This is a genomic window from Bacillus sp. RO2 (assembly GCF_012911845.1).
Classification (GTDB): Bacteria; Bacillota; Bacilli; order Bacillales; family Bacillaceae_I; genus Sutcliffiella_A.
The window spans coordinates 20,452-39,554 of sequence record NZ_JAAXCU010000040.1 but is presented as its reverse complement, the minus strand read 5'-3'; the positions used below and the strand labels follow the sequence as shown (position 1 = coordinate 39,554).

The 19,103-nt window shown below is 42.6% G+C and carries 19 protein-coding genes; 15 read left to right on the top strand and 4 right to left on the bottom strand.

Annotated features, from left to right (window positions below):
• From HF078_RS10080 to HF078_RS10070, 3 genes are read left to right on the top strand one after another with little or no spacing between them, the layout of a single operon-like run.
• The gene (locus HF078_RS10080; protein WP_169291027.1) at positions 1-804 is read left to right on the top strand and encodes an ABC transporter permease; all 804 of its coding nucleotides are present in this window, start codon (positions 1-3) and stop codon (positions 802-804) included.
• Positions 801-1,772, top strand: a complete 972-nt coding sequence (locus HF078_RS10075; protein ID WP_169291026.1) for an ABC transporter ATP-binding protein — start codon at positions 801-803, stop codon at positions 1,770-1,772. The genes HF078_RS10080 and HF078_RS10075 overlap by 4 nt, the downstream gene beginning before the upstream one ends.
• Positions 1,773-1,807: 35 nt before the next feature.
• Complete coding sequence (locus HF078_RS10070; RefSeq protein ID WP_169291025.1) at positions 1,808-2,389, top strand: CDP-alcohol phosphatidyltransferase family protein; 582 nt, start codon at positions 1,808-1,810, stop codon at positions 2,387-2,389.
• Between the two features lie 285 nt (positions 2,390-2,674).
• On the opposite strand, the gene HF078_RS10065 is transcribed toward HF078_RS10070, so the two are convergent.
• Positions 2,675-2,821, bottom strand: a complete 147-nt coding sequence (locus HF078_RS10065; protein WP_169291024.1) for a lmo0937 family membrane protein — start codon at positions 2,819-2,821, stop codon at positions 2,675-2,677.
• Positions 2,822-2,914: 93 nt separating this feature from the next.
• Positions 2,915-3,064, bottom strand: a complete 150-nt coding sequence (locus HF078_RS10060; RefSeq protein WP_169291023.1) for a lmo0937 family membrane protein — start codon at positions 3,062-3,064, stop codon at positions 2,915-2,917.
• A gap of 236 nt (positions 3,065-3,300) precedes the next feature.
• On the opposite strand from HF078_RS10060, the gene HF078_RS10055 reads away from it, so the two are divergent.
• The 4 genes from HF078_RS10055 (at position 3,301) to HF078_RS10040 (ending at position 5,467) form a co-directional block, all read left to right on the top strand.
• Complete coding sequence (locus HF078_RS10055; protein ID WP_169291022.1) at positions 3,301-3,489, top strand: CsbD family protein; 189 nt, start codon at positions 3,301-3,303, stop codon at positions 3,487-3,489.
• Positions 3,490-3,540: 51 nt separating this feature from the next.
• Complete coding sequence (locus HF078_RS10050; protein WP_169291021.1) at positions 3,541-4,017, top strand: hypothetical protein; 477 nt, start codon at positions 3,541-3,543, stop codon at positions 4,015-4,017.
• 134 nt (positions 4,018-4,151) lie between these two features.
• On the top strand, positions 4,152-5,030 hold the full coding sequence (locus HF078_RS10045) for an SDR family oxidoreductase (protein WP_169291020.1): 879 nt from the start codon (positions 4,152-4,154) through the stop codon (positions 5,028-5,030).
• Positions 5,031-5,128: 98 nt separating this feature from the next.
• On the top strand, positions 5,129-5,467 hold the full coding sequence (locus HF078_RS10040; protein ID WP_346775330.1) for a YciI family protein: 339 nt from the start codon (positions 5,129-5,131) through the stop codon (positions 5,465-5,467).
• Between the two features lie 50 nt (positions 5,468-5,517).
• On the opposite strand, the gene bioB is transcribed toward HF078_RS10040, so the two are convergent.
• Positions 5,518-6,528 (bottom strand): biotin synthase BioB, encoded by a 1,011-nt coding sequence (gene bioB, locus HF078_RS10035; RefSeq protein ID WP_169291019.1) that lies wholly within the window; start codon positions 6,526-6,528, stop codon positions 5,518-5,520.
• Between the two features lie 367 nt (positions 6,529-6,895).
• Here bioB and helD point away from each other — a divergent pair, with 367 nt between their 5' ends.
• Positions 6,896-9,208, top strand: coding sequence for an RNA polymerase recycling motor HelD (helD, locus tag HF078_RS10030; RefSeq protein WP_169291038.1), 2,313 nt, complete (start codon positions 6,896-6,898; stop codon positions 9,206-9,208).
• A gap of 417 nt (positions 9,209-9,625) precedes the next feature.
• On the opposite strand, the gene HF078_RS10025 is transcribed toward helD, so the two are convergent.
• Complete coding sequence (locus HF078_RS10025) at positions 9,626-10,177, bottom strand: TVP38/TMEM64 family protein (protein WP_169291018.1); 552 nt, start codon at positions 10,175-10,177, stop codon at positions 9,626-9,628.
• 101 nt (positions 10,178-10,278) lie between these two features.
• Here HF078_RS10025 and HF078_RS10020 point away from each other — a divergent pair, with 101 nt between their 5' ends.
• The 7 genes from HF078_RS10020 (at position 10,279) to HF078_RS09990 (ending at position 18,999) form a co-directional block, all read left to right on the top strand.
• On the top strand, positions 10,279-10,614 hold the full coding sequence (locus tag HF078_RS10020) for a metal-sensitive transcriptional regulator (protein WP_240951716.1): 336 nt from the start codon (positions 10,279-10,281) through the stop codon (positions 10,612-10,614).
• A gap of 12 nt (positions 10,615-10,626) precedes the next feature.
• Positions 10,627-10,833, top strand: coding sequence for a copper chaperone CopZ (copZ, locus tag HF078_RS10015; protein WP_169291017.1), 207 nt, complete (start codon positions 10,627-10,629; stop codon positions 10,831-10,833).
• Positions 10,834-10,926: 93 nt separating this feature from the next.
• The gene (locus HF078_RS10010; RefSeq protein WP_169291036.1) at positions 10,927-13,347 is read left to right on the top strand and encodes a heavy metal translocating P-type ATPase; all 2,421 of its coding nucleotides are present in this window, start codon (positions 10,927-10,929) and stop codon (positions 13,345-13,347) included.
• Between the two features lie 15 nt (positions 13,348-13,362).
• On the top strand, positions 13,363-14,223 hold the full coding sequence (locus tag HF078_RS10005) for a hypothetical protein (protein WP_169291016.1): 861 nt from the start codon (positions 13,363-13,365) through the stop codon (positions 14,221-14,223).
• Positions 14,224-14,238: 15 nt separating this feature from the next.
• The gene (locus HF078_RS10000; RefSeq protein ID WP_169291015.1) at positions 14,239-14,865 is read left to right on the top strand and encodes an NAD(P)/FAD-dependent oxidoreductase; all 627 of its coding nucleotides are present in this window, start codon (positions 14,239-14,241) and stop codon (positions 14,863-14,865) included.
• A gap of 553 nt (positions 14,866-15,418) precedes the next feature.
• Entirely contained in the window at positions 15,419-17,608 is a 2,190-nt protein-coding gene (locus HF078_RS09995; protein ID WP_169291014.1) for a beta-propeller domain-containing protein, read from the top strand.
• 320 nt (positions 17,609-17,928) lie between these two features.
• Positions 17,929-18,999 (top strand): D-alanine--D-alanine ligase, encoded by a 1,071-nt coding sequence (locus tag HF078_RS09990; protein WP_169291013.1) that lies wholly within the window; start codon positions 17,929-17,931, stop codon positions 18,997-18,999.
• The last annotated feature ends 104 nt before the right edge of the window (positions 19,000-19,103 follow it).

Below are 19,103 nucleotides of genomic sequence, written 5' to 3'. Positions count from 1 at the left end.
ATGAGAAGGAATAGAAACTGGAGCATATTATATATAATTTTTGCGTTCGTTCTCTTTCTTCCAGTCCTGTTATTGCTGGTGAAGAGTATATCCTACGGTTGGCGGTGGGGAGATATCATCCCAACTTCTTTTTCTGGAAGAGGTTTCACCGTCCTGCTGAATGATGCCCGCTTTTACTCTGCGATTGGAATGACGCTTTTGATTGGAGTGGTCGTTATTCTCCTCAACCTGGTCATTGCTGTACCGGCCGCAAGAGCACTTGCGTTTCACTCTTTCAGGGGGAAAGCGCTGGTTGAAGTGGTGCTTCTCCTCCCAATCCTCATCCCGAGTCTCGCCGTGGCGATGGGAATTCATATTACCATGATACGATTGGGTTTAGCGGATCAGTGGCTAGGTGTCGTATTTGTTCACCTCATTCCGACGGTACCATATTCTATAAAAATTTTAAGATCGGGTTTTGAAAGACTTGGACAGAAGTGGGAAGAACAAGCAAGCTCGCTCGGAGGCACAAAAGGAGCAATCCTCTACAGAATTTACTTGCCGCAATTATTGCCAAGCTTCCGTAGTATGGTGTTTTTGATTTTTGTTATTTCCCTAAGTCAATATGCGCTCACGTCCATCATTGGTGGTGGAAACGTATTGACTTTAGCAATGTTATATTTTCCGTTCCTGACGTCAGTGGACGAAGCAGTCATTGCGAGTTTTTCCATCGTTTTTGCATTGCTTCCTATTTGTGTGATGATCGGGTTTGAACTAGTGTTTCGACTGGTGATTCCTTATCAGAAAAGGGTGTTCTTAGATTGAGTGAAAAAATAGTGATAGAAGACGTATCAAAAAAATATGGAGAGAAAAGTATCATCCGTCATATGAATTTGACAATCAATCAAGGTGAAATCATTAGTGTTGTTGGTCCTTCAGGAAGCGGGAAATCCACTTTGTTGAAGTGCCTCGCTGGGCTGGAACCCGTTTCAGCTGGTACCATCAAAGTAGGGCAAAAGGATATCACCTCCATGCAGGCCAATCACCGTCCCATTGTCATGATGTTTCAGCAGCCCCTTTTGTTTCCGCATATGACCGTTTTGGAAAATGTCATGATTGGTTTATCTTTTAAACGAAAAGGATCAAAAGCCAAGCGAAAAGAACTGGCTACCAATTTCTTAATGAAAGTTGGGCTTGATGGATACGGAAAAAATTATCCTTACGAGCTTTCAGGCGGACAACAGCAAAGGGTTGCCCTGGCTAGGGCACTAATCACTAATCCGCAACTTTTGCTCTTGGATGAACCTTTTAGCAGTATCGATAATGAGAAAAGGGACGAATTACGGTTATGGGTGCGAAATTTATTGAAAAAAGAAGGTATTGCAAGCCTTTTTATCACTCATGATATAGAAGAAGCTATGTTGATGGGGGATAGGGTTGTGGTATTTGCCGAGCAGATAATCCAACAGGTTGGTGCACCGATGGATGTGTATGAAGAGCCGGCAACACCTTTCGTCGCAAAATTTTATTCCGATGGTCTTCTGATAGGTAATAGTTCATTTGTTCATTCGAAAAAGTTAAAAGTAATGAAAGAACACTCAGAATCAAGCTACCAGTCATATAAAGGGTCAGTAGTACAGAAAAAAGTAAAACATGGCAGTCTTTTTTATGATATAGAGATGGAAGAACTCAATCAAAAGCTTACACTTCCTTCAACGGAAGATTTAAACCTATCCCAACAAGTATGGGTAACGGTGCAAAAAGAACAGGATCTTATTCATTTTAAAAATTGATTTTGAAAATACTTCTCATACAAAGGAAGGTTCTTATGCTTGATACACATGCCCGAAAATATGTACAGCCATTAATATCAAAAACGGCGGAGCAAATGTTGAAGTTCGGATTGACACCAAATCAAGTCACGGTCATTTCATTTTGTATCGGCGTGTCATCTGGAGCATTTTTTTATTTTGGTCTGCCAATCATAGCAGTTTTGGTTTTGTGGATCTCGGGCTTCCTTGATGCGGTCGATGGCACCATGGCCCGCAAGACCAAATCTTCTCCATGGGGAACGGTGATGGATGTCACATTTGACCGGCTGGTCGAGATCAGTGTTATCCTCGGCGTGGCTTTTGTCTACCCGGAAATACAGTGGGCGTTATTATTATTAAGCGTGTCCATCATTTTTTCGATTACGGTCTTTTTAACTGTAGGGGCTGTTTCTGAAAAGCAGGGAATGAAGTCCTTTTACTATCAGGCCGGACTTGCGGAAAGAACAGAAGGCTTTATCTTACTTACCCTCATGATGCTACTACCTGCTTTCGTCCTCTGGACCACCCTACTATTCCTGGCAGTCGAAATCATCACCGGCCTCCAACGTTTCTTCGAAGCAAAAAGAATATTGCAGTAGAAAAGATAACCTAGCTGATGATTGGAGCAAATGGCGAAGACTCCTCGAAAATGCTACGCATTTTCTTCGTGCGATGTATCGCTGCCGGAGCCTTCCTTGTCCTGAGGGAGATAGCGCTAGGTGGAGACCCCACAGGCGAAGCCGAGGAGGCTCACGTCAGCCCCTAGGAAAGCGAAGTCTTTTGCGGAGATCAATAGCGGCTTCAGAGTAATTTTCCACAAAAAAGCTGGAAAGTTTCAGTGACCAACACTGATTCTTTCCAGCTTTTTTCTTTATTTTCTATACCTAAGGCCTTCTGCGACCAGTAAATAGGTTAAAGACTAATGCGATTAGTGCTAATACAAGGATAATGTGAATGAGGTTCCCTGCGATATCAAAAGAGAATCCAAGTAACCAAAGAATAAGTAATACAGCAAAGATGGTCCATAACATAGTGAAATGCCTCCTAAACATCTGACATAGTAGCTGTACATTTGGTATGCCCTTCAGCCACTCCTGTTACTCCTACTAATAATTGGCTATTTGTTACCTGACGCCACGTCTTTTTCCGAAAAGGTTAAACACGATAGCCAGTACGGCCAACACCAGAAGAATGTGAATAAGTCCTCCGCCAATTTCCATCGCGAAACCAAGTAACCATAGAACTAAAAGTACAACAAAGATTGTCCATAACATGTGATTTTCCTCCTCTATTGTTTTGGAATTTTTTTTCAACGTCTACACAGAAGGTAATTCCCTAGCGTGAAAAATGTTAAACCAATAATTTTTTATTGATTTTATTAGAGTTGATTATTCCAAAGATTGGAAAAAGAGTTTGTGCCAATAATTAGGTTTTAAAAATTGTGGAAGAGGAATGAAGTAACTAGTGACGAGCTATCAGATGTCACAAATTGAAGTGGGAGGTGATGATCATGAATCAGACAACCATGAAAGGTAAGTGGGACCAAATGAAAGGCGACGCTAAGAAGAAATGGGGAAATCTCACGGACGATGATCTTCAACAAATTGAAGGAGATCGTGATAAGCTGGTAGGCAAAATTCAAGAACGACACGGGAAGTCGAGAGAAGAGGCGGAACGTGAAGTAGACGGTTGGATGTAGGTTAGCTACTTAGGTATTTTTAAAAAATTACTTATAAGGAGAGGAATCGACATGGCAAATAACAATAGCAATAATAGTAACAACAACTCTAATAACAACTCTAACAACAACAGCTCTAACACCTCCACAATGACCTATGAGGAGCGCGGACGCAAGGGCGGAGAGAAGACAAAGCAGGAGCATGGTCAGGAGCATTTCGAGGAAATTGGACAAAAAGGCGGAAATAAAACGCTAAACGAACATGGCAAAGAGCACTTCGAAGAAATTGGCCAAAAAGGCGGTAACAGTTCGAACAACTCCAATACCACAAACAGCTCGAACAGCTCGAACAGCTCGAACAGCTCGAACAGCTCAAACAGCTCGAACAGCTCGAACAGCTCGAACAACTCGAACAGCTCGAACAACTCGAACAGCTCAAACAGCTCAAACAGCTCGAACAGCTCGAACAGCTCGAACAGCTCAAATAGCTCGAACAACTCGAACCGCTCGAATAATTCAAACAGCTCCAACAGCAGCTCAAATAACTAACAAGTGCTTCAAATATAGATAAGAATGATAAGGACAGCCATTAAAAAAGGCTGTCTCTTTATCTTTTGACTATATAAACAAAAGAAATATTATCAGCCTTGCTATTTAGACCTCGATAAAAAGGAGTGGAGAAAATGAGTAAAGAACGATTTTATACCGTACAAACAGAGGGCCAACCGCCACAAGAACAAAGTAAACAACCTGGTGATGAAAACGATATGATTCCAGAACCAATCTGCGACAACCCAAACTACAAGGGAAGCGGAAAACTAAAAGGAAAAAATGCCATCATCACTGGCGGGGACAGCGGGATTGGCCGGGCAGTCGCCATTGCCTACGCAAAAGAAGGAGCAAATGTCAGCATCGTCTACCTTGATGAACATGAGGATGCAAAAGAAACAAAACAAATGGTAGAAAAATATGGCGTCAAATGTCTGTTGTATTCTGGTGACATTGGTCAAAAGGATTTTTGCACAGATGTTGTAAAGCAGACAGCGGAAGAACTGGGAGGATTACATATTCTCGTGAACAATGCCGCTGAACAGCATGTGCAGGAGAAAATCGAGGATATTTCGGAAGAACAATTACTGCGTACGTTCCAAACGAATATCTTTTCCTATTTTTATTTTATTCAGGCGGCCATGCCGTATCTGGATAAAGGAAGTTCCATTATCAACACCGCTTCTGTGGTGGCCTACAAAGGAATGCCTGTATTAATGGACTATTCCGCGACCAAAGGTGCAATTGTAGCGTTAACGCGTTCCTTGTCAGAGAATATCGTTGGCAGCGGAATCAGGGTGAACGGTGTAGCTCCTGGTCCCATTTGGACTCCACTCATTCCAGCATCCTTTGATGGAGAGCAGGTGGAAGAATTCGGTACTGATTCTCCAATGGGACGTCCGGGTCAGCCTGCTGAATTGGCTCCGGCCTATGTTTATTTGGCATCGGAGGATTCCTCTTATGTCTCCGGTCAAATGATTCATATTAACGGCGGGACGGTTGTGAACGGATAATAATATGTATTTTTAGGGACAGCTCGTGCTGTCCCTCTTTTACGTGACGGAAAAAAGGATTTCCTCAGAATTTGTAGAAATTTAAGGGAAGGAAAGGAGTGGGGAAATCCATGAGCCTGCATACGTATATTTATTTACTTAGGTTGCCTGAAAGATTATATGACCCGGAGTGTTGGACGGAAGAGGAGAAAACCATAGTATCTCGACATTTTTCCTACTTAAAAAAGAATGTGGAAAGTGGAGTGGTCATTCTTGCAGGAAGAACTGAGCAGACGGATGAAACCGGATTTGGAATTGTTATATTCTTGGCAAGGAATGAAACGGAAGCAGAACGGTTTATGAATAACGACCCTGCCGTATCAAGTGAAATCATGACGGGAGAATTGTCACCATACAGACTTGCGTTAATGAATGAAAAATTCTCCATAAGTGTTTAAAAAAGGACAGTGGCACTAACTGTTCCACTGTCCTTTACTAGGAAATCTAATTATACCCCTGCAAATTGCTGGCTTTCTGTTTCGAATGCATTTTCTTCAATTTCAAAACCAAGGTCTTGGATCATTTGGTAATCCTGGTTAGATGCCTGGCCGCTAGTGGTCAAATAGTCTCCAACAAAGATAGAGTTTGCCATGTAAAGCCCCATACTTTGAAGGGTGCGAAGATTGTATTCACGGCCTCCGGAAATCCTGATTTCTTTTGTTGGATTCACAAATCGGAACATGGCTAGGATCTTCAAGCATTTTAGTGGTGTCAAATCATCCATGCCGGCAAGCTTCGTTCCTTCTATTGGGTGGAGAAAGTTAACGGGAATGGAGTCGGCATCTAATTCTTTTAGTGAAAATGCCATTTCTACAATATCCTCAAGCGTTTCACCCATTCCACAAATTACTCCAGAACAAGGGGAGATTCCAGCACTTTTCAATGTTTCAAGTGTGCGGATGCGGTCATCATAATCATGAGTCGTAGTGATCTCGCTGTGATGCCCTTTGCTTGTATTGATATTATGATTAAAGCGGTCCACACCAGCTTCCTTCAATCGTTTTGCTTGTGCGTCATTGACAAGACCCAAACAAGCGCAAATCTTCATATTGTCTACATCTTTTTTAATATCCTGAACGGCTTGTACCACCGTATCCACGTCTCGATTTGTCGGCTTTCGGCCACTCATGACGATACAGTAGGTACCGATTTTATTCTTCTTGGCTTCTTTGGCTCCGTCGACGATAATTTTTTTGCTGACAAGCGGGTAGCTGTTAATTTCCGTGTCGGCTTTCATGGACTGGGAGCAGTAGCCGCAATCTTCTGGGCATAAGCCACTTTTGGCGTTAATGATCAGGTTCAGTTTTACTTTTTTTCCGTAGTAGTGTTTGCGAATATGAAAGGCTGAATGAATGAGTTCTAATACGTTGTCGTCATCTTCTTTTAATATTTGTAAGGCTTCTTCCGGTGTTATACGATAGCCATCCACCACTTTTTCTGCAAGCTGTTTACAAGTCAAAGTAATCACTCCTATTAGTTTTTACATGAACTGTTGATTTCCGTTCCAGGCGCTTCGCTTTCCACGGGCGGTCCGCGAGCCTTCCACTACAATCAACAATGATAATGCAATTTAAATGTAAACTAAATCACATTAAAAGTTTACATATAAAAGTAGAAGCTGACAAGGGAAAGAACTAAATCTGATGGAAAATTGCAAATTGTTTTGTAAGCGGTTATAATTGTTTTTCCGGCAAAAAAGAACAGAAAACCGTTGCGTACTTTGAAAAGGTTCCTTAAGGGATAGTTACCATGAATGGAGAAAAACTCTATTTCATGGTTTTTTGCGTCTCTACATAAACCTCGGGAGTGTGAAGAGTTTGGCAGAAATGAAAAAAAGGCATCCTGATTTTGATCAGGAAGTAGAACGGCTTATCTTTACCAAAAAGTATATGGACATTGTCATTAAAGCAACAGAGTTGGATGAGGAATCGTTTAAATCCAGTTTTAAAGAAGCGTTGGATGGAACTGATTTTTCAGACAGTAGTTTAAGTTATTTGAACATGCTCACCAATGCGAACATGCTTCAGCGGACGACAGAAGAGATCCGCAGCCTCAAGAAAATCTACCATAAACCTTACTTTGCGAGAATTGATTACAAGCGCGTCGGCAAAGAAGAAGAGGAGGTCCTTTATTTTGGGAAGGCCTCGCTTTTTGATAGGGAAACGCAAGACCCTATTATTGTTGATTGGCGTTCCCCGATAGCCAACCTTTACTATGACGGCAGGATTGGAGAGGTGGAATATGAAGCGGAAGGGGAAACGTACGACGGCTATCTCTCTCTGAAACGGCAGTATATTATGGAAGACGGCGAGCTCCAAGACATAAGAGATGTTGATTTGACGACGACGGACGAGCTGTTACAAGAATCACTTTCCGGCAGTTCCAGCAACCGCCTCACTGATATCGTCTCTACGATTCAAGAAGAACAAAATAGAATTATTCGAGCGGATTTAAATAAACCGATTATCGTGCAAGGAGCGGCAGGAAGCGGAAAGACAACCATTGCGCTTCACCGAATTTCATATTTCATTTATACCTACCAGGATCAATTCCGACCAGAACAACTGATGATCCTCGCACCGAACAATCTTTTCATCGACTACATTTCCGAAGTCCTCCCAGAGCTTGGGGTGGACCGAATCTTACAGACGACCTTTATTGATTTTGTCTTAAGCTGCATCGGCAAAAAGGTGAAATTGCGACCTCCTTCTGAGAAGTTGATGGGTTTCATTAACCATGAATATGAAGATCCGGAAATGGTCCAATGGTTGGCAAGCTTCAAAGGTTCGCTAGAATTCAAGGACATCATGGACCGCTATTTATCTGACATCTTAGAAACACTCATTCCAACAGAAGATTTCTACCTGACTTCTAAATTCAAACTCTACACCGCTGAAAAAATGGAAAACCTGATTCGCAACGAATATACCTACCTCCCGTATTATCGCCGAGTAGAAAAGGTGAAAAGTGTCCTGCAAAACTATGTACGTACGGAGAAAAAAGTGCTTTTGCATAAAGTAGAGAGATTCTATGACAACAAACTAGACAAAGCCCTGTTCAACATGAACCTTGATCCTGCTAAACGAAAAAGCTATGTGACAAAAGCGATGGACAAAAAAGATGCCATGACAGAAGAGATAAAACGGGAGTCCAGAACCGCTGTTAATGCTTTTATCCGCAAGCTCCCTAAGCACACCCTTTTTCACTATTTCAAAGAGCTGGTAACAGATCGGACTACCTTTGCGAAGTATGCAAGCGATTATTTGGATGACTATCAGATTAAGTACTTTGTCGACTATCAAGTGAAATTGCATAGACAGAAAGAGTATGAGCTAGAAGATCTGGCAGGGTTGCTTTATTTGCAGCACCATTTGTACGGAATAGATAAAGATTTGCGTGCTCGAAATGTGGTAATTGATGAAGCGCAGGATTACAGTTACTTTCAGCTAGCGGCTTTAAAAAGTTCGTTGGAAACCGATATGTTCACTATCGTGGGAGACTTGGCGCAAGGTATTCATTCATACCGTGGCATTCAGGATTGGAACAAGGTGAAGGAAGCAATTTTCCCAAGGGCTGCCTACACAACGTTGCAAAAAAGTTATCGTACAACAGTGGAAATCATGGAAACGGCCAATGACATTTTGAAGCTATTACCTTTTGAACTACCAAAAGTGGAGCCGGTGGTGAGGCATGGTGCGAAGGCAGTTTTTCATAAATGGTCTACATCTGGTGATAGCGCTGCTGAAAAGGCAGAAGTGCTAGAGGCTGAGATTAAGAAGTTGTATGCAGTGGACGGCCGAAAAACAATTGCGGTAATTGGCAAAACCGAGAAAGAATGCAAGAAGATTGAGGGGATGCTTCGCAAGTATACAGACTTACAGGTGCAATTGCTACGGGAAAATGAGGAAATCAATCAAGAGGATGTCGTCATCGTCCATGCCCAGTTGGCAAAGGGACTAGAGTTTGACGCTGTGCTATTGTGCACGCTAGATGAGGTGTTCACAGAAACTGAAATTGACGTAAAGCTGTTGTATGTAGCTATGACAAGGCCCCTGCATCATTTAAGCTTTTACGGAAACGAAGTGGGAGACTTTCTGCTTGGGCATGTGTCGGATGGGAAGTTTCTATTAGAGGAATAATAAAGATGAGACAGAGCCTTTTTAGTAGAGGCTCTGTCTTATTAATATAAGAAAGCTTATAATTCAGTTGATTTCCGTTCCAGGCGCTTCACTTGCCTGCGGGCGGTCCAGAAGCCTCCCGGGGCATCTGCGCGCCTTCCACTCCGATCAACAAGATGGCTTCATTCACCTAAGGATTTATAAAATGCATCTAACCGAGTTATCTTAAAAAAGCATAAACGTTTCGTTCTAGTAGTTTCTAGCTGTGGATTGGAGCAAATGGCGAAGACTCCTGCGGGGAAGTAGCGGCAATGTTGAGACCCCGCAGGCTTGCCGAGGAGGCTCAAGGTCGCCCCGCGGAAAGCGTAGCCATTTGCGAAAAGGAACAGCGGCGATAAACCAAATACCTTGAATTTAAAGGGCCAAATGTTTTTTGAGTTATTTTTTTAATCGCCCTCGTAATAAAACCACTATTACTCCTACCGCCACGAGAGCCAATATTACCTTACCAGCAGAATTCCATTGCAGCACTTGATAAACAGAAAAAGCTTCTAACATTAAAGCAGGTATCTTTCCGACTGTACTTGCGACCGCAAACCTGACCAAGCTGATCCGGCTTGTTGCTCCAGCCAATGTAACAAGTCCGGAAGGTGCAAATGGAAACAACCTCAAAGCAAGAACCAATAAAAAGGCTTCCCGGCCACCTGTTTCCTGTAATTTCACCAGCCATTTATTTTTCATCAACGCATCCGGGGCAAACTTTTTTATGCCTTTACGATACAACCAAAAACTGATGACTGCTCCTATGGACTCCCCTAAAAAAGAGATCAACGTTCCCCACCAAAAGCCGAAGAATGCCAGATTGGCAACCGTAAGGAAAACGCTTGGCATAAAAGCGAGTATGCTTATGATGGTATTGATTAAAATACTAAGTAGGATGGCAAATGGTCCGACTGCTTCAAACCATTCCAGCACTTGATCTTTCCACATGTAACGTACCTCTTCTGAAATTATTTTAAAATTATAAATTCAATTACTTTACATACCGTATAGGGGTATGTTACTTTATAAGAGATAGGAGGTCAAGAACGATGGAAAACCTTCCAGTTGAAACAGTAAATGAAGAGTGTTGCCATACAGACAAAGGTGAGCGTAAAAGTCACCATTCTGAAGAACAAAAAAAGGCGTTGATCTCACGCTTGAACCGTATCGAAGGTCAGGTGCGCGGGGTGAAACGGCTGGTTGAAGAGGACACCTATTGTGATGATGTTCTCACTCAAATCTCGGCAGTACAGTCTGCTCTAAATGGCCTTGGAAAAATGCTTTTAGAGGGACATATGAAATCCTGTATCGTGGAAAGAATTCAAGATGGCGATACAGAAGTGATAGATGAGTTGTTAGTAACAGTAAAAAGACTGATGAAATAAGGGGAGATTAAGATGGAACAAGTAACGTTAAAAGTAAATGGTATGAGTTGCGGTCATTGTGTAAAAGCTGTTGAAGGAAGCGTTGGGGAACTTGAAGGCGTGAATTCGGTTAAAGTGGATCTTGCATCTGGAACTGTTGCAGTAGAATACAAAAGCGAGCAAGTAACAGTTGATAAAATTAAGGACACAATCGACGAAGAAGGTTATGAGGTAGCATAATCCATCTGGTCAGATACGTGCTTTTCTTCCGAGAACAGCACGTTTTATTTGGAAAATAATATACCCCCTATAGGTATAAAGGAGGTCAGTATGATGAGTGATCAAAAGAAAAAAGAAACCAGATTGCAGATAACGGGCATGACATGTGCGGCTTGTTCCACAAGGGTGGAAAGAGGACTGAACAAACTGGTTGGAGTGGATACGGCTAATGTAAACTTAGCGCTTGAAAACGCATCTGTCATCTATGACCCGAACCAAGTGACGGAAAAAGACATAGAGAAAAAAATTCAGGATCTAGGCTATGATGTCGTGAAAGAAAAAGCAGAGTTTCTTATCACCGGCATGACATGTGCGGCTTGTTCCAGTCGAATAGAAAAAGTGCTCGGGAAAATGGAAGGGGTAAATGCTGCTAATGTGAACCTTGCACTGGAAAGCGGAACAGTAGAATATAATCCCTCCAAGCTAAAGCCGTCTGACATCATTGCCCGCATTGAAAAAGCAGGTTACGGTGCTACGGAAAAAGTGGAGAAAAGTGAAAGTGCCGAGAACTTCCGTCAAAAGGAATTAGAAAAGCAACAAGGAAAATTTGTATTCTCGTTAATTCTGACAATCCCGTTGCTTTGGGCAATGGTAAGTCACTTTTCCTTTACGTCATTTATTTATCTGCCTGATATGTTAATGAACCCATGGGTGCAACTTGCACTTGCGACCCCTGTTCAATTTTTCATCGGCTGGCAATTCTACACGGGTGCATACAAAGCGCTGAAAAATAAAAGCGCGAATATGGACGTACTGGTGGCACTCGGAACGACTGCAGCGTACGCGTACAGCTTGTATTTATCGATTGAATCAATTGGTTCAGATGCCCATATGGTCGAGCTTTATTTTGAAGCAAGTGCAGTGATTATCACACTAATTATTTTAGGAAAGCTATTTGAAGTGAGAGCGAAGGGGCGCTCTTCGGAAGCAATCAAAAAATTAATGGGACTTCAGGCAAAAACGGCCCTTGTTTTACGAGATGGAAAAGAAATAGAAATTCCATTGGATGAGGTTCTGGTAGGAGATATCGTTTCTGTTAAGCCGGGGGAAAAAGTTCCTGTTGATGGTGAAATTGTGGAAGGACAATCAGCAGTAGATGAGTCCATGCTGACCGGAGAAAGCATTCCTGTCGACAAAAGATCAGGAGATTCTGTCTATGGTTCTACAATAAATAAGAACGGCTTCTTGAAAATGAAGGCAACAAAAGTTGGAAAAGAAACGGCCCTTGCTCAAATCATTAGAATCGTCGAGCAGGCTCAGGGCTCTAAAGCACCAATTCAGCGCCTGGCAGATAAAATTTCCGGCATCTTCGTTCCAATTGTTGTTGGAATCGCGGTCCTTACTTTCTTAGTTTGGTATTTTATCGTTGATCCAGGAAACTTTGCACAAGCATTGGTGAATTTGATTGCGGTTCTCGTCATTGCTTGCCCATGTGCGCTTGGTCTTGCCACGCCAACATCCATCATGGCGGGATCCGGCCGGGCAGCCGAGCTTGGCATTCTTTTTAAAGGCGGCGAGCATTTAGAGCAAACGCACCGAATTACAACTGTTGTTTTAGATAAAACAGGAACGGTGACAAATGGAGCGCCTGTGTTAACGGATGTAAAGCTTGAAGCTGGTGAAGATGAAACGGCAATCCTTGCAATGGTTGGAGCCGCAGAGAAACAATCCGAACATCCATTGGCGCAAGCGATTGTGGAAGGCATCCAAGCAAAAGGTATCGAACTTGGCTCTGTAGGGTCATTTGAAGCAATACCTGGATATGGTATCGAAGCAGTCGCAGGGGAAAACACAGTAGTGGTTGGTACGCGTAAATTAATGAACAAGCACCATGTAGCTGTCGAGCATGCAGAAGAAATGGTTCGTGAGCTTGAGACAAATGGTAAAACGGCAATGCTTATTGCAGTGAACGGAGAGTATAAAGGCATCATTGCGGTTGCAGATACTATAAAAGATACATCCAAACAAGCCGTTAAACGAATGAAGGATATGGGTCTGGAAGTTGTCATGATGACAGGCGATAACGAACGCACAGCTAAAGCAATTGCCCAACATGCCGGAATCGATCAGGTCATTGCCGAAGTACTTCCAGAACAAAAAGCGGAGGAAGTAGCACAGCTTCAAAAGCAAGGCAAGAAAGTGGCAATGGTAGGAGATGGCATTAATGACGCTCCAGCATTGGTAACAGCGGATATCGGGATGGCAATCGGAACAGGTACAGATGTTGCAATGGAAGCAGCAGACATCACGTTAATGCGCGGTGACCTGAACAGCATTGCAGATGCCATCATTATGAGTAAAAAGACCATTACCAACATCAAACAAAATCTGTTCTGGGCATTTGCATATAACTCTATGGGAATACCGATTGCGGCACTAGGCTTCTTGGCACCTTGGGTAGCAGGAGCGGCGATGGCATTCAGTTCGGTTTCCGTTGTCTTGAATGCACTCAGATTGCAAAAAGTGAAACTTTAATAAGGTGGGAACACGATGAAAAAATGGATTGGATCTGCGCTAGTGTATCTGTTGTTAGTAGTCGGAGGCTATACAGCGTATTCGTTTTATGCAGGTGAGGATGTATCTAAAGGTGAAGAGGGCAGTCATGCGGAACATGCTGGTGAAGAAGAGAAACATGGGGATCATGAAGAAGAGGAGGGCCATGACAGTGGTGGACACGAGGGGCATGGCGACCATGAAGGAGAGTCTTCTAGTGAAGTGCAAGCAGACGTAAAGCTGGATGGTGAAGAAATGACCATTACCCTGGCAGACCTTGATGGCAACCCAATGGATGACCTGGAAGTAAATCACGAGAAATTGATGCACCTAATTGTAATCAGTGAGGATCTTGAACAGTTTCAACATTTACATCCAGAAAAGGTATCTGAAGGTGTTTTCACTGCAGATGCGGATCTGGAAGAAGGCATGTACCAAGCGTTTGTAGATATCAAGCCGAGTGAGCTGGAGTATGTAAATGAAGCTAAGCCAGTGATGGTAGGAGAGCATGGCGGTCATGAAGATAATCATGTGCATTTAGAACCTGAAACAGAATGGACGAAGGAACAAGGGGACTTCACTGTAACCCTTGATGTGAATAATTTTTCTGTAAAAGAAAACGTGGTGCTTTCTTTTGACATAGAAGGGGCAGAGCCAGGGGATTATCTTGGTGCACTCGGACATGTGGTCGTTGTGAATGAAACGCTAGACGAGTTTATCCATGTGCACCCTCGCGAAGGAGAAGAACCAGTGTTTGAGGCCCACTTCAGCAAGCCTAGCATGTATAAACTATGGGCAGAATTCAAACTGGACGGGAAAGTATATGCATTCCCGTATGTGTTGGAAATCACGGAATAAAGGGGAATTGTTGCAATGGGAGAAAAACTAATTAAGCTCGCGGTTAACGGCGGCATTGACTTTGGGGCGAAGTTGAATGGTAAACAACTATTGATGCTTGCACGCTATATGGGAGAAGAAGAGGAGTTAGAAGTCACCACCTTTCAACAATTGTATGTGGATGTTCCGGAAGGCAGATTGGAAGAAGCGAAGGCTGACTTTTCAAGTGTTGGTTTGAGCTGCTATCCGGTCGGCAATTATGTCAAAAGCCTTCGCACCTGCAACTTCTGTAAAGGAGAGCTGGAAGAAGGAATGCCTGTGGCAAAAGAAATCAACCGCCGCATTGCCGGAAGGGCGGTTCCTTTTACTTTGAAGCCTGCCTATACAGGATGTCCGGTAGGCTGTGGGGAGCCGTTGGTTAATGATATTGGCGTGATCAAGCAACACGGTGACCGATTCGATCTCTATGTCGGCGGCAAAGCAAAGGGGCTCGACGCCAGAACAGGAGTATTGTTTGCAGATGGTTTGGAGGAAGACGCGCTGTATGTGTTGATTGATAGATTAATAGATTTATATGCTGCAGAAGGTAAGAAGCGTGAGCAGTTTGCTAAGTTTGTCGGGCGTTACGGTCTTGATGAGCTGAAGGGGAAGATAATGGCATAGGAGTTTGGTAGATATCGGTGCCCGGTGAGCCAGCAGATGAGTTTGATGGTCTGCTGGCCTTTTTGTGTTTTTAAATTGGGTTGCTGGTTGGTTTTTGGGCTTTTAGGCGGAGAAGAGGTTGATGTTCGGGGCACTAGTGAGGGTAGATTTTGGGCGATAAAGTCAAATGTCCGAAGATTTCCCGATAGTGACCGAAGTTTTGTTAAAGTTGACCGAAGATTTTGTGTTTTTGACCGAAGTTTCCGAGAAAGTGACCGAATCAATTTTTAGAATGACCGAACCTAAAGAATTGTTGTCCAAACAGGATCTTAATTTGTCCAAACACACCCTATCCAAATAAGGAAATTGACCGAAGCAAACCTAAAAGTGTCCGAACAGTTTTTGGGAGCTAAAAAAGAAGGTATTTCACAAGCATTTTCACCTATTTTCTATAAAAATCGACCCCATCACGTCACAGAGAAGCTTCAGTCGACCAACTCAAAAACAATTCCCCCCTCTCCAATGTAACTTTTTAACATCTTCATCGTCTAACCGTATAAAAGGGGGCAATTGTATGAAAAAAAAGGTAATTATCTTTTCTTCTATTATAGTGGGATTGGCCATCATCTTCGCGTTCATCTATCAATCAAGAGAACCTTTCGCAGTCAACGGTACAGGCAATCCCTACTCTGAAAAAGATACCCAAACCGTGCTTTCAGATAAAAAATGGTTGCTGACTTTTACCAAAGAGTTTCAGCAGGACAGCATCAAAGAGAATGAGTCTATCTATGTTACGGATAAAGACGGCAAAAAGGTAGAAACAGTACTTGAGGTTTCCAAAGACTTTGTATCCCTCTCTCCTCCTGAGGGTGGCTATGATCCAAGCAAAGGACCGTATGAGCTTCACATCAGCGGGGATATTGAATCGGTCGATGGCAAAACGCTCGGAAAACAAAAGAAGATCAAGTTTACTGCTGTGAAACAATTGCCGACCGTTACTTCCAAAACAGAATTAAATTCATTGTTCACCGCCCGTCTCAAACAAATGCAACAAGAGAGAGAAGAAAGTAAACAGCTATTTAGCTTTGGTGGAGATGAATCGACTTCAGGCTCTGACGATACTGATGGGGCTGCAAGTGCCGATATGGCAGCTGAAAGTGAATCGAATGGTAGTGCAGGTGGCCATTCAGAAACAAACGTCCAGGTTCAAGGAGTAGATGAAGCGGACATTGTGAAGACAGATGGAGACTTCATTTACCAAGCAACCGACCAAAAGTTGAAAATCACTAAGGCAGAACCTGTAGAGGAAATGACCGTTGTGACAGAGCTTCGTTATAAGGACTTTAATCCGTATCAACTTTTTTTGGATGGCAACCAGCTAGTAGTCATAGGTCATTATTGGGATGAAAAGATGATGTACGATGGGTATGGAAATAAAGGTAGTGAAGGCGATATGATCATGCCGATGCATGAGGCAACAAAGGCCATCGTTTATGATATTACGGACCGATCCAATCCAACTGTCCAAAAAACAGTCATTCTTGAAGGATATTACGTCTCCAGCAGAAAAATTGACAATCATGTTTACTTGATTGCTAATAAGTACGCTGATTTTTGGATGCTTGAAGAGCACCCTGAGGCAGACTTGAGACCTAGAGTATCCGATGCAAATGGGGAAGAGGATGGAGAGTTGAAAGGAGTCCCATATGAGGATATCCGTTATTTCCCTGACTCAACAGAAGATAATTTTATGACGATTGCCACGCTCGACTTAAACCAACCTCAAGAAGATGCGTCTATTACAACGTATGTAGGTAGCGGAAACCAAATTTATATGTCAAAAGAAAATCTTTACGTTGCGGTACCAAACTATGGGTATGGGCCACATTGGACAAATAATGAAAGTACAGAAGTGTATAAATTTGCTGTAGATGGCGTGAGTGTCGAGTTTCGTGCAAATGGAGCAATTCCTGGTCATCTTTTAAACCAATTTTCCATGGATGAGTATAAGGGGCATTTCCGAGTGGCGGCAACCAAAGGGCAGGCATGGGATGAACACTCTCCGTCAAGCAACCACCTCTTTATTTTGGATCAAGGAATGAATGTAATCAGCAGTGTAGAAGACTTGGCAAGGGGCGAGCGCATCTATTCAGTACGCTTCATGCAGGATAAAGCATATGTGGTGACGTTTAAGGAAGTAGATCCGCTTTTCGTCTTTGACCTGAGTAATCCAAATGAACCGAAAGTGCTTGGGGAATTAAAAATTCCTGGTTTCAGTAATTACCTGCACCCGTATGATGAAAATCATCTGATTGGTTTTGGGTATGATACGAAAGTGGAAAAAGACCAATGGGGAACCAGAGTGACGACAAACGGTGTTAAGATTTCCTTGTTTGATGTGAGTGACCCGACAAATCCTCTGGAAAAACACACAGAAATTATCGGCGGTCAGTCCACACACTCACCATTAAATCACGATCATAAAGCACTTCTTTTCAATAAGGATAAAGATATTTTCGCTTTCCCAATCACGATGTACAATGAAAATCAAAAAGATGGTAGCTACCGTCTCGACTTTGAAGGTGCGATGGTTTATGGGATTGACCCGGAAAAAGGTTTTACCTTGCACACTAAAATAACGCATCAGCAAGAAAATACCTTATATGAAGACTGGGAGAACATGGTCCAACGAATCCTCTATATCGATGACCACCTGTACACCGTTACACCAAAAGAAGTAAAAGCGACTAAAATTACATGGTAGATCAGCTGCAAGAGAGCGAATCATTCCGCTCTCTTTTTTTACGAAAATGCAGGAAATAATGACAACATTCGCCGGCATTTTATTTCCTAGGAAAAGAACTCTGTCGAAAATAATCTAGGCATTTAGGTTTGCACTCTACACGCCTGTGGAATGACATTCATATATTAAGGAAAAAGATTTTATCTTTTCCACCTACTTAAATGGAGGAAGCAGTTTCGAATTCTTGTATGTAGGTGCTATAATGAAATAATTGAAGTAAGGACATAAAGTATAAAATACCTAAAATATAAAACAGATCATCTCTTTGAGGGGGAAGCAATATGAAAACAAAATTGCATTTATTGTACGGCGGGAAATCAGCAGAACACCAAGTTTCTTTACAAACAGCATTGGCTGTTACAAAGGCTTTAGATACAGATAAGTTTGAAGTATATCCGTTATACATAACGGAATTAGGGGAATGGAAACGCGGAGGCCTGTTAAATGGGCCGGCAGAAAGCGTACACCAATTGAAGCTTGAAGGTGGCGGAACAACCATCGCTCCACTTGCATTGACTAATGAAGAAGAATCGGAAGAAACGCCAACAGTCGTATTTCCTCTATTACACGGTCCAAACGGGGAAGATGGAACAGTTCAAGGTATGTTGGAACTTTTAAATCTTCCTTATGTAGGGAACGGTGTACTAGCATCATCTGCTGGAATGGATAAAGTTATTATGAAAAACCTTTTCGACCAAGCAGGGCTTCCACAAGTCGGCTATGCACACTTCCTTCGCTCTGAGTGGGAAAAGGCTGCAGATGCAACTTATGAAAAGGTAGAATCGGAGCTTGGGTATCCATGTTTTGTTAAGCCTGCAAACTTAGGGTCAAGTGTCGGAATTAGTAAAGCGAAAAACCGTGAAGAACTGGAAGCAGCATTCCGCGAAGCATTTGACTATGATCGCAAAATCATTGTGGAACAAGGTTTAGAAGGTGCTCGTGAAATTGAGATTGGTGTCCTAGGTAACGACGAGCCAGAATGTTCTGTTGTAGGAGAAATTGCTCCTAAGACAGAGTTCTATGACTACAAAGCAAAGTATGAAGATGGCGATACAGCCATGATTATCCCTGCGGAGATCAGTGATGACATCTATGAGCAAGTAAAAGAAATGGCAATCACCGCTTTTAAAGCTATTGATGGAGCAGGACTTGTGCGTGCAGATTTCTTTTTAACAAAAGAGGGTAAACTGTACATCAATGAAGTGAACACGATGCCAGGTTTCACTCCATTCAGCATGTTCCCATTATTATGGCAGCATACTGATGTTTCCTACCCAGAACTAATCGAAAAACTAGTAGGATACGCACAACAACGCCACGCAGAAAAACAAAAGATTAAGCATACATTTTAATAAATAAACAGATTTTCCCTGTAGATTGGAGTGTAAGGTGAGAGACTCCTCGAAAATGCTAACGCATTTTCTTCGTGCGATGAATCGCTGCCGGAGCTTTCCTT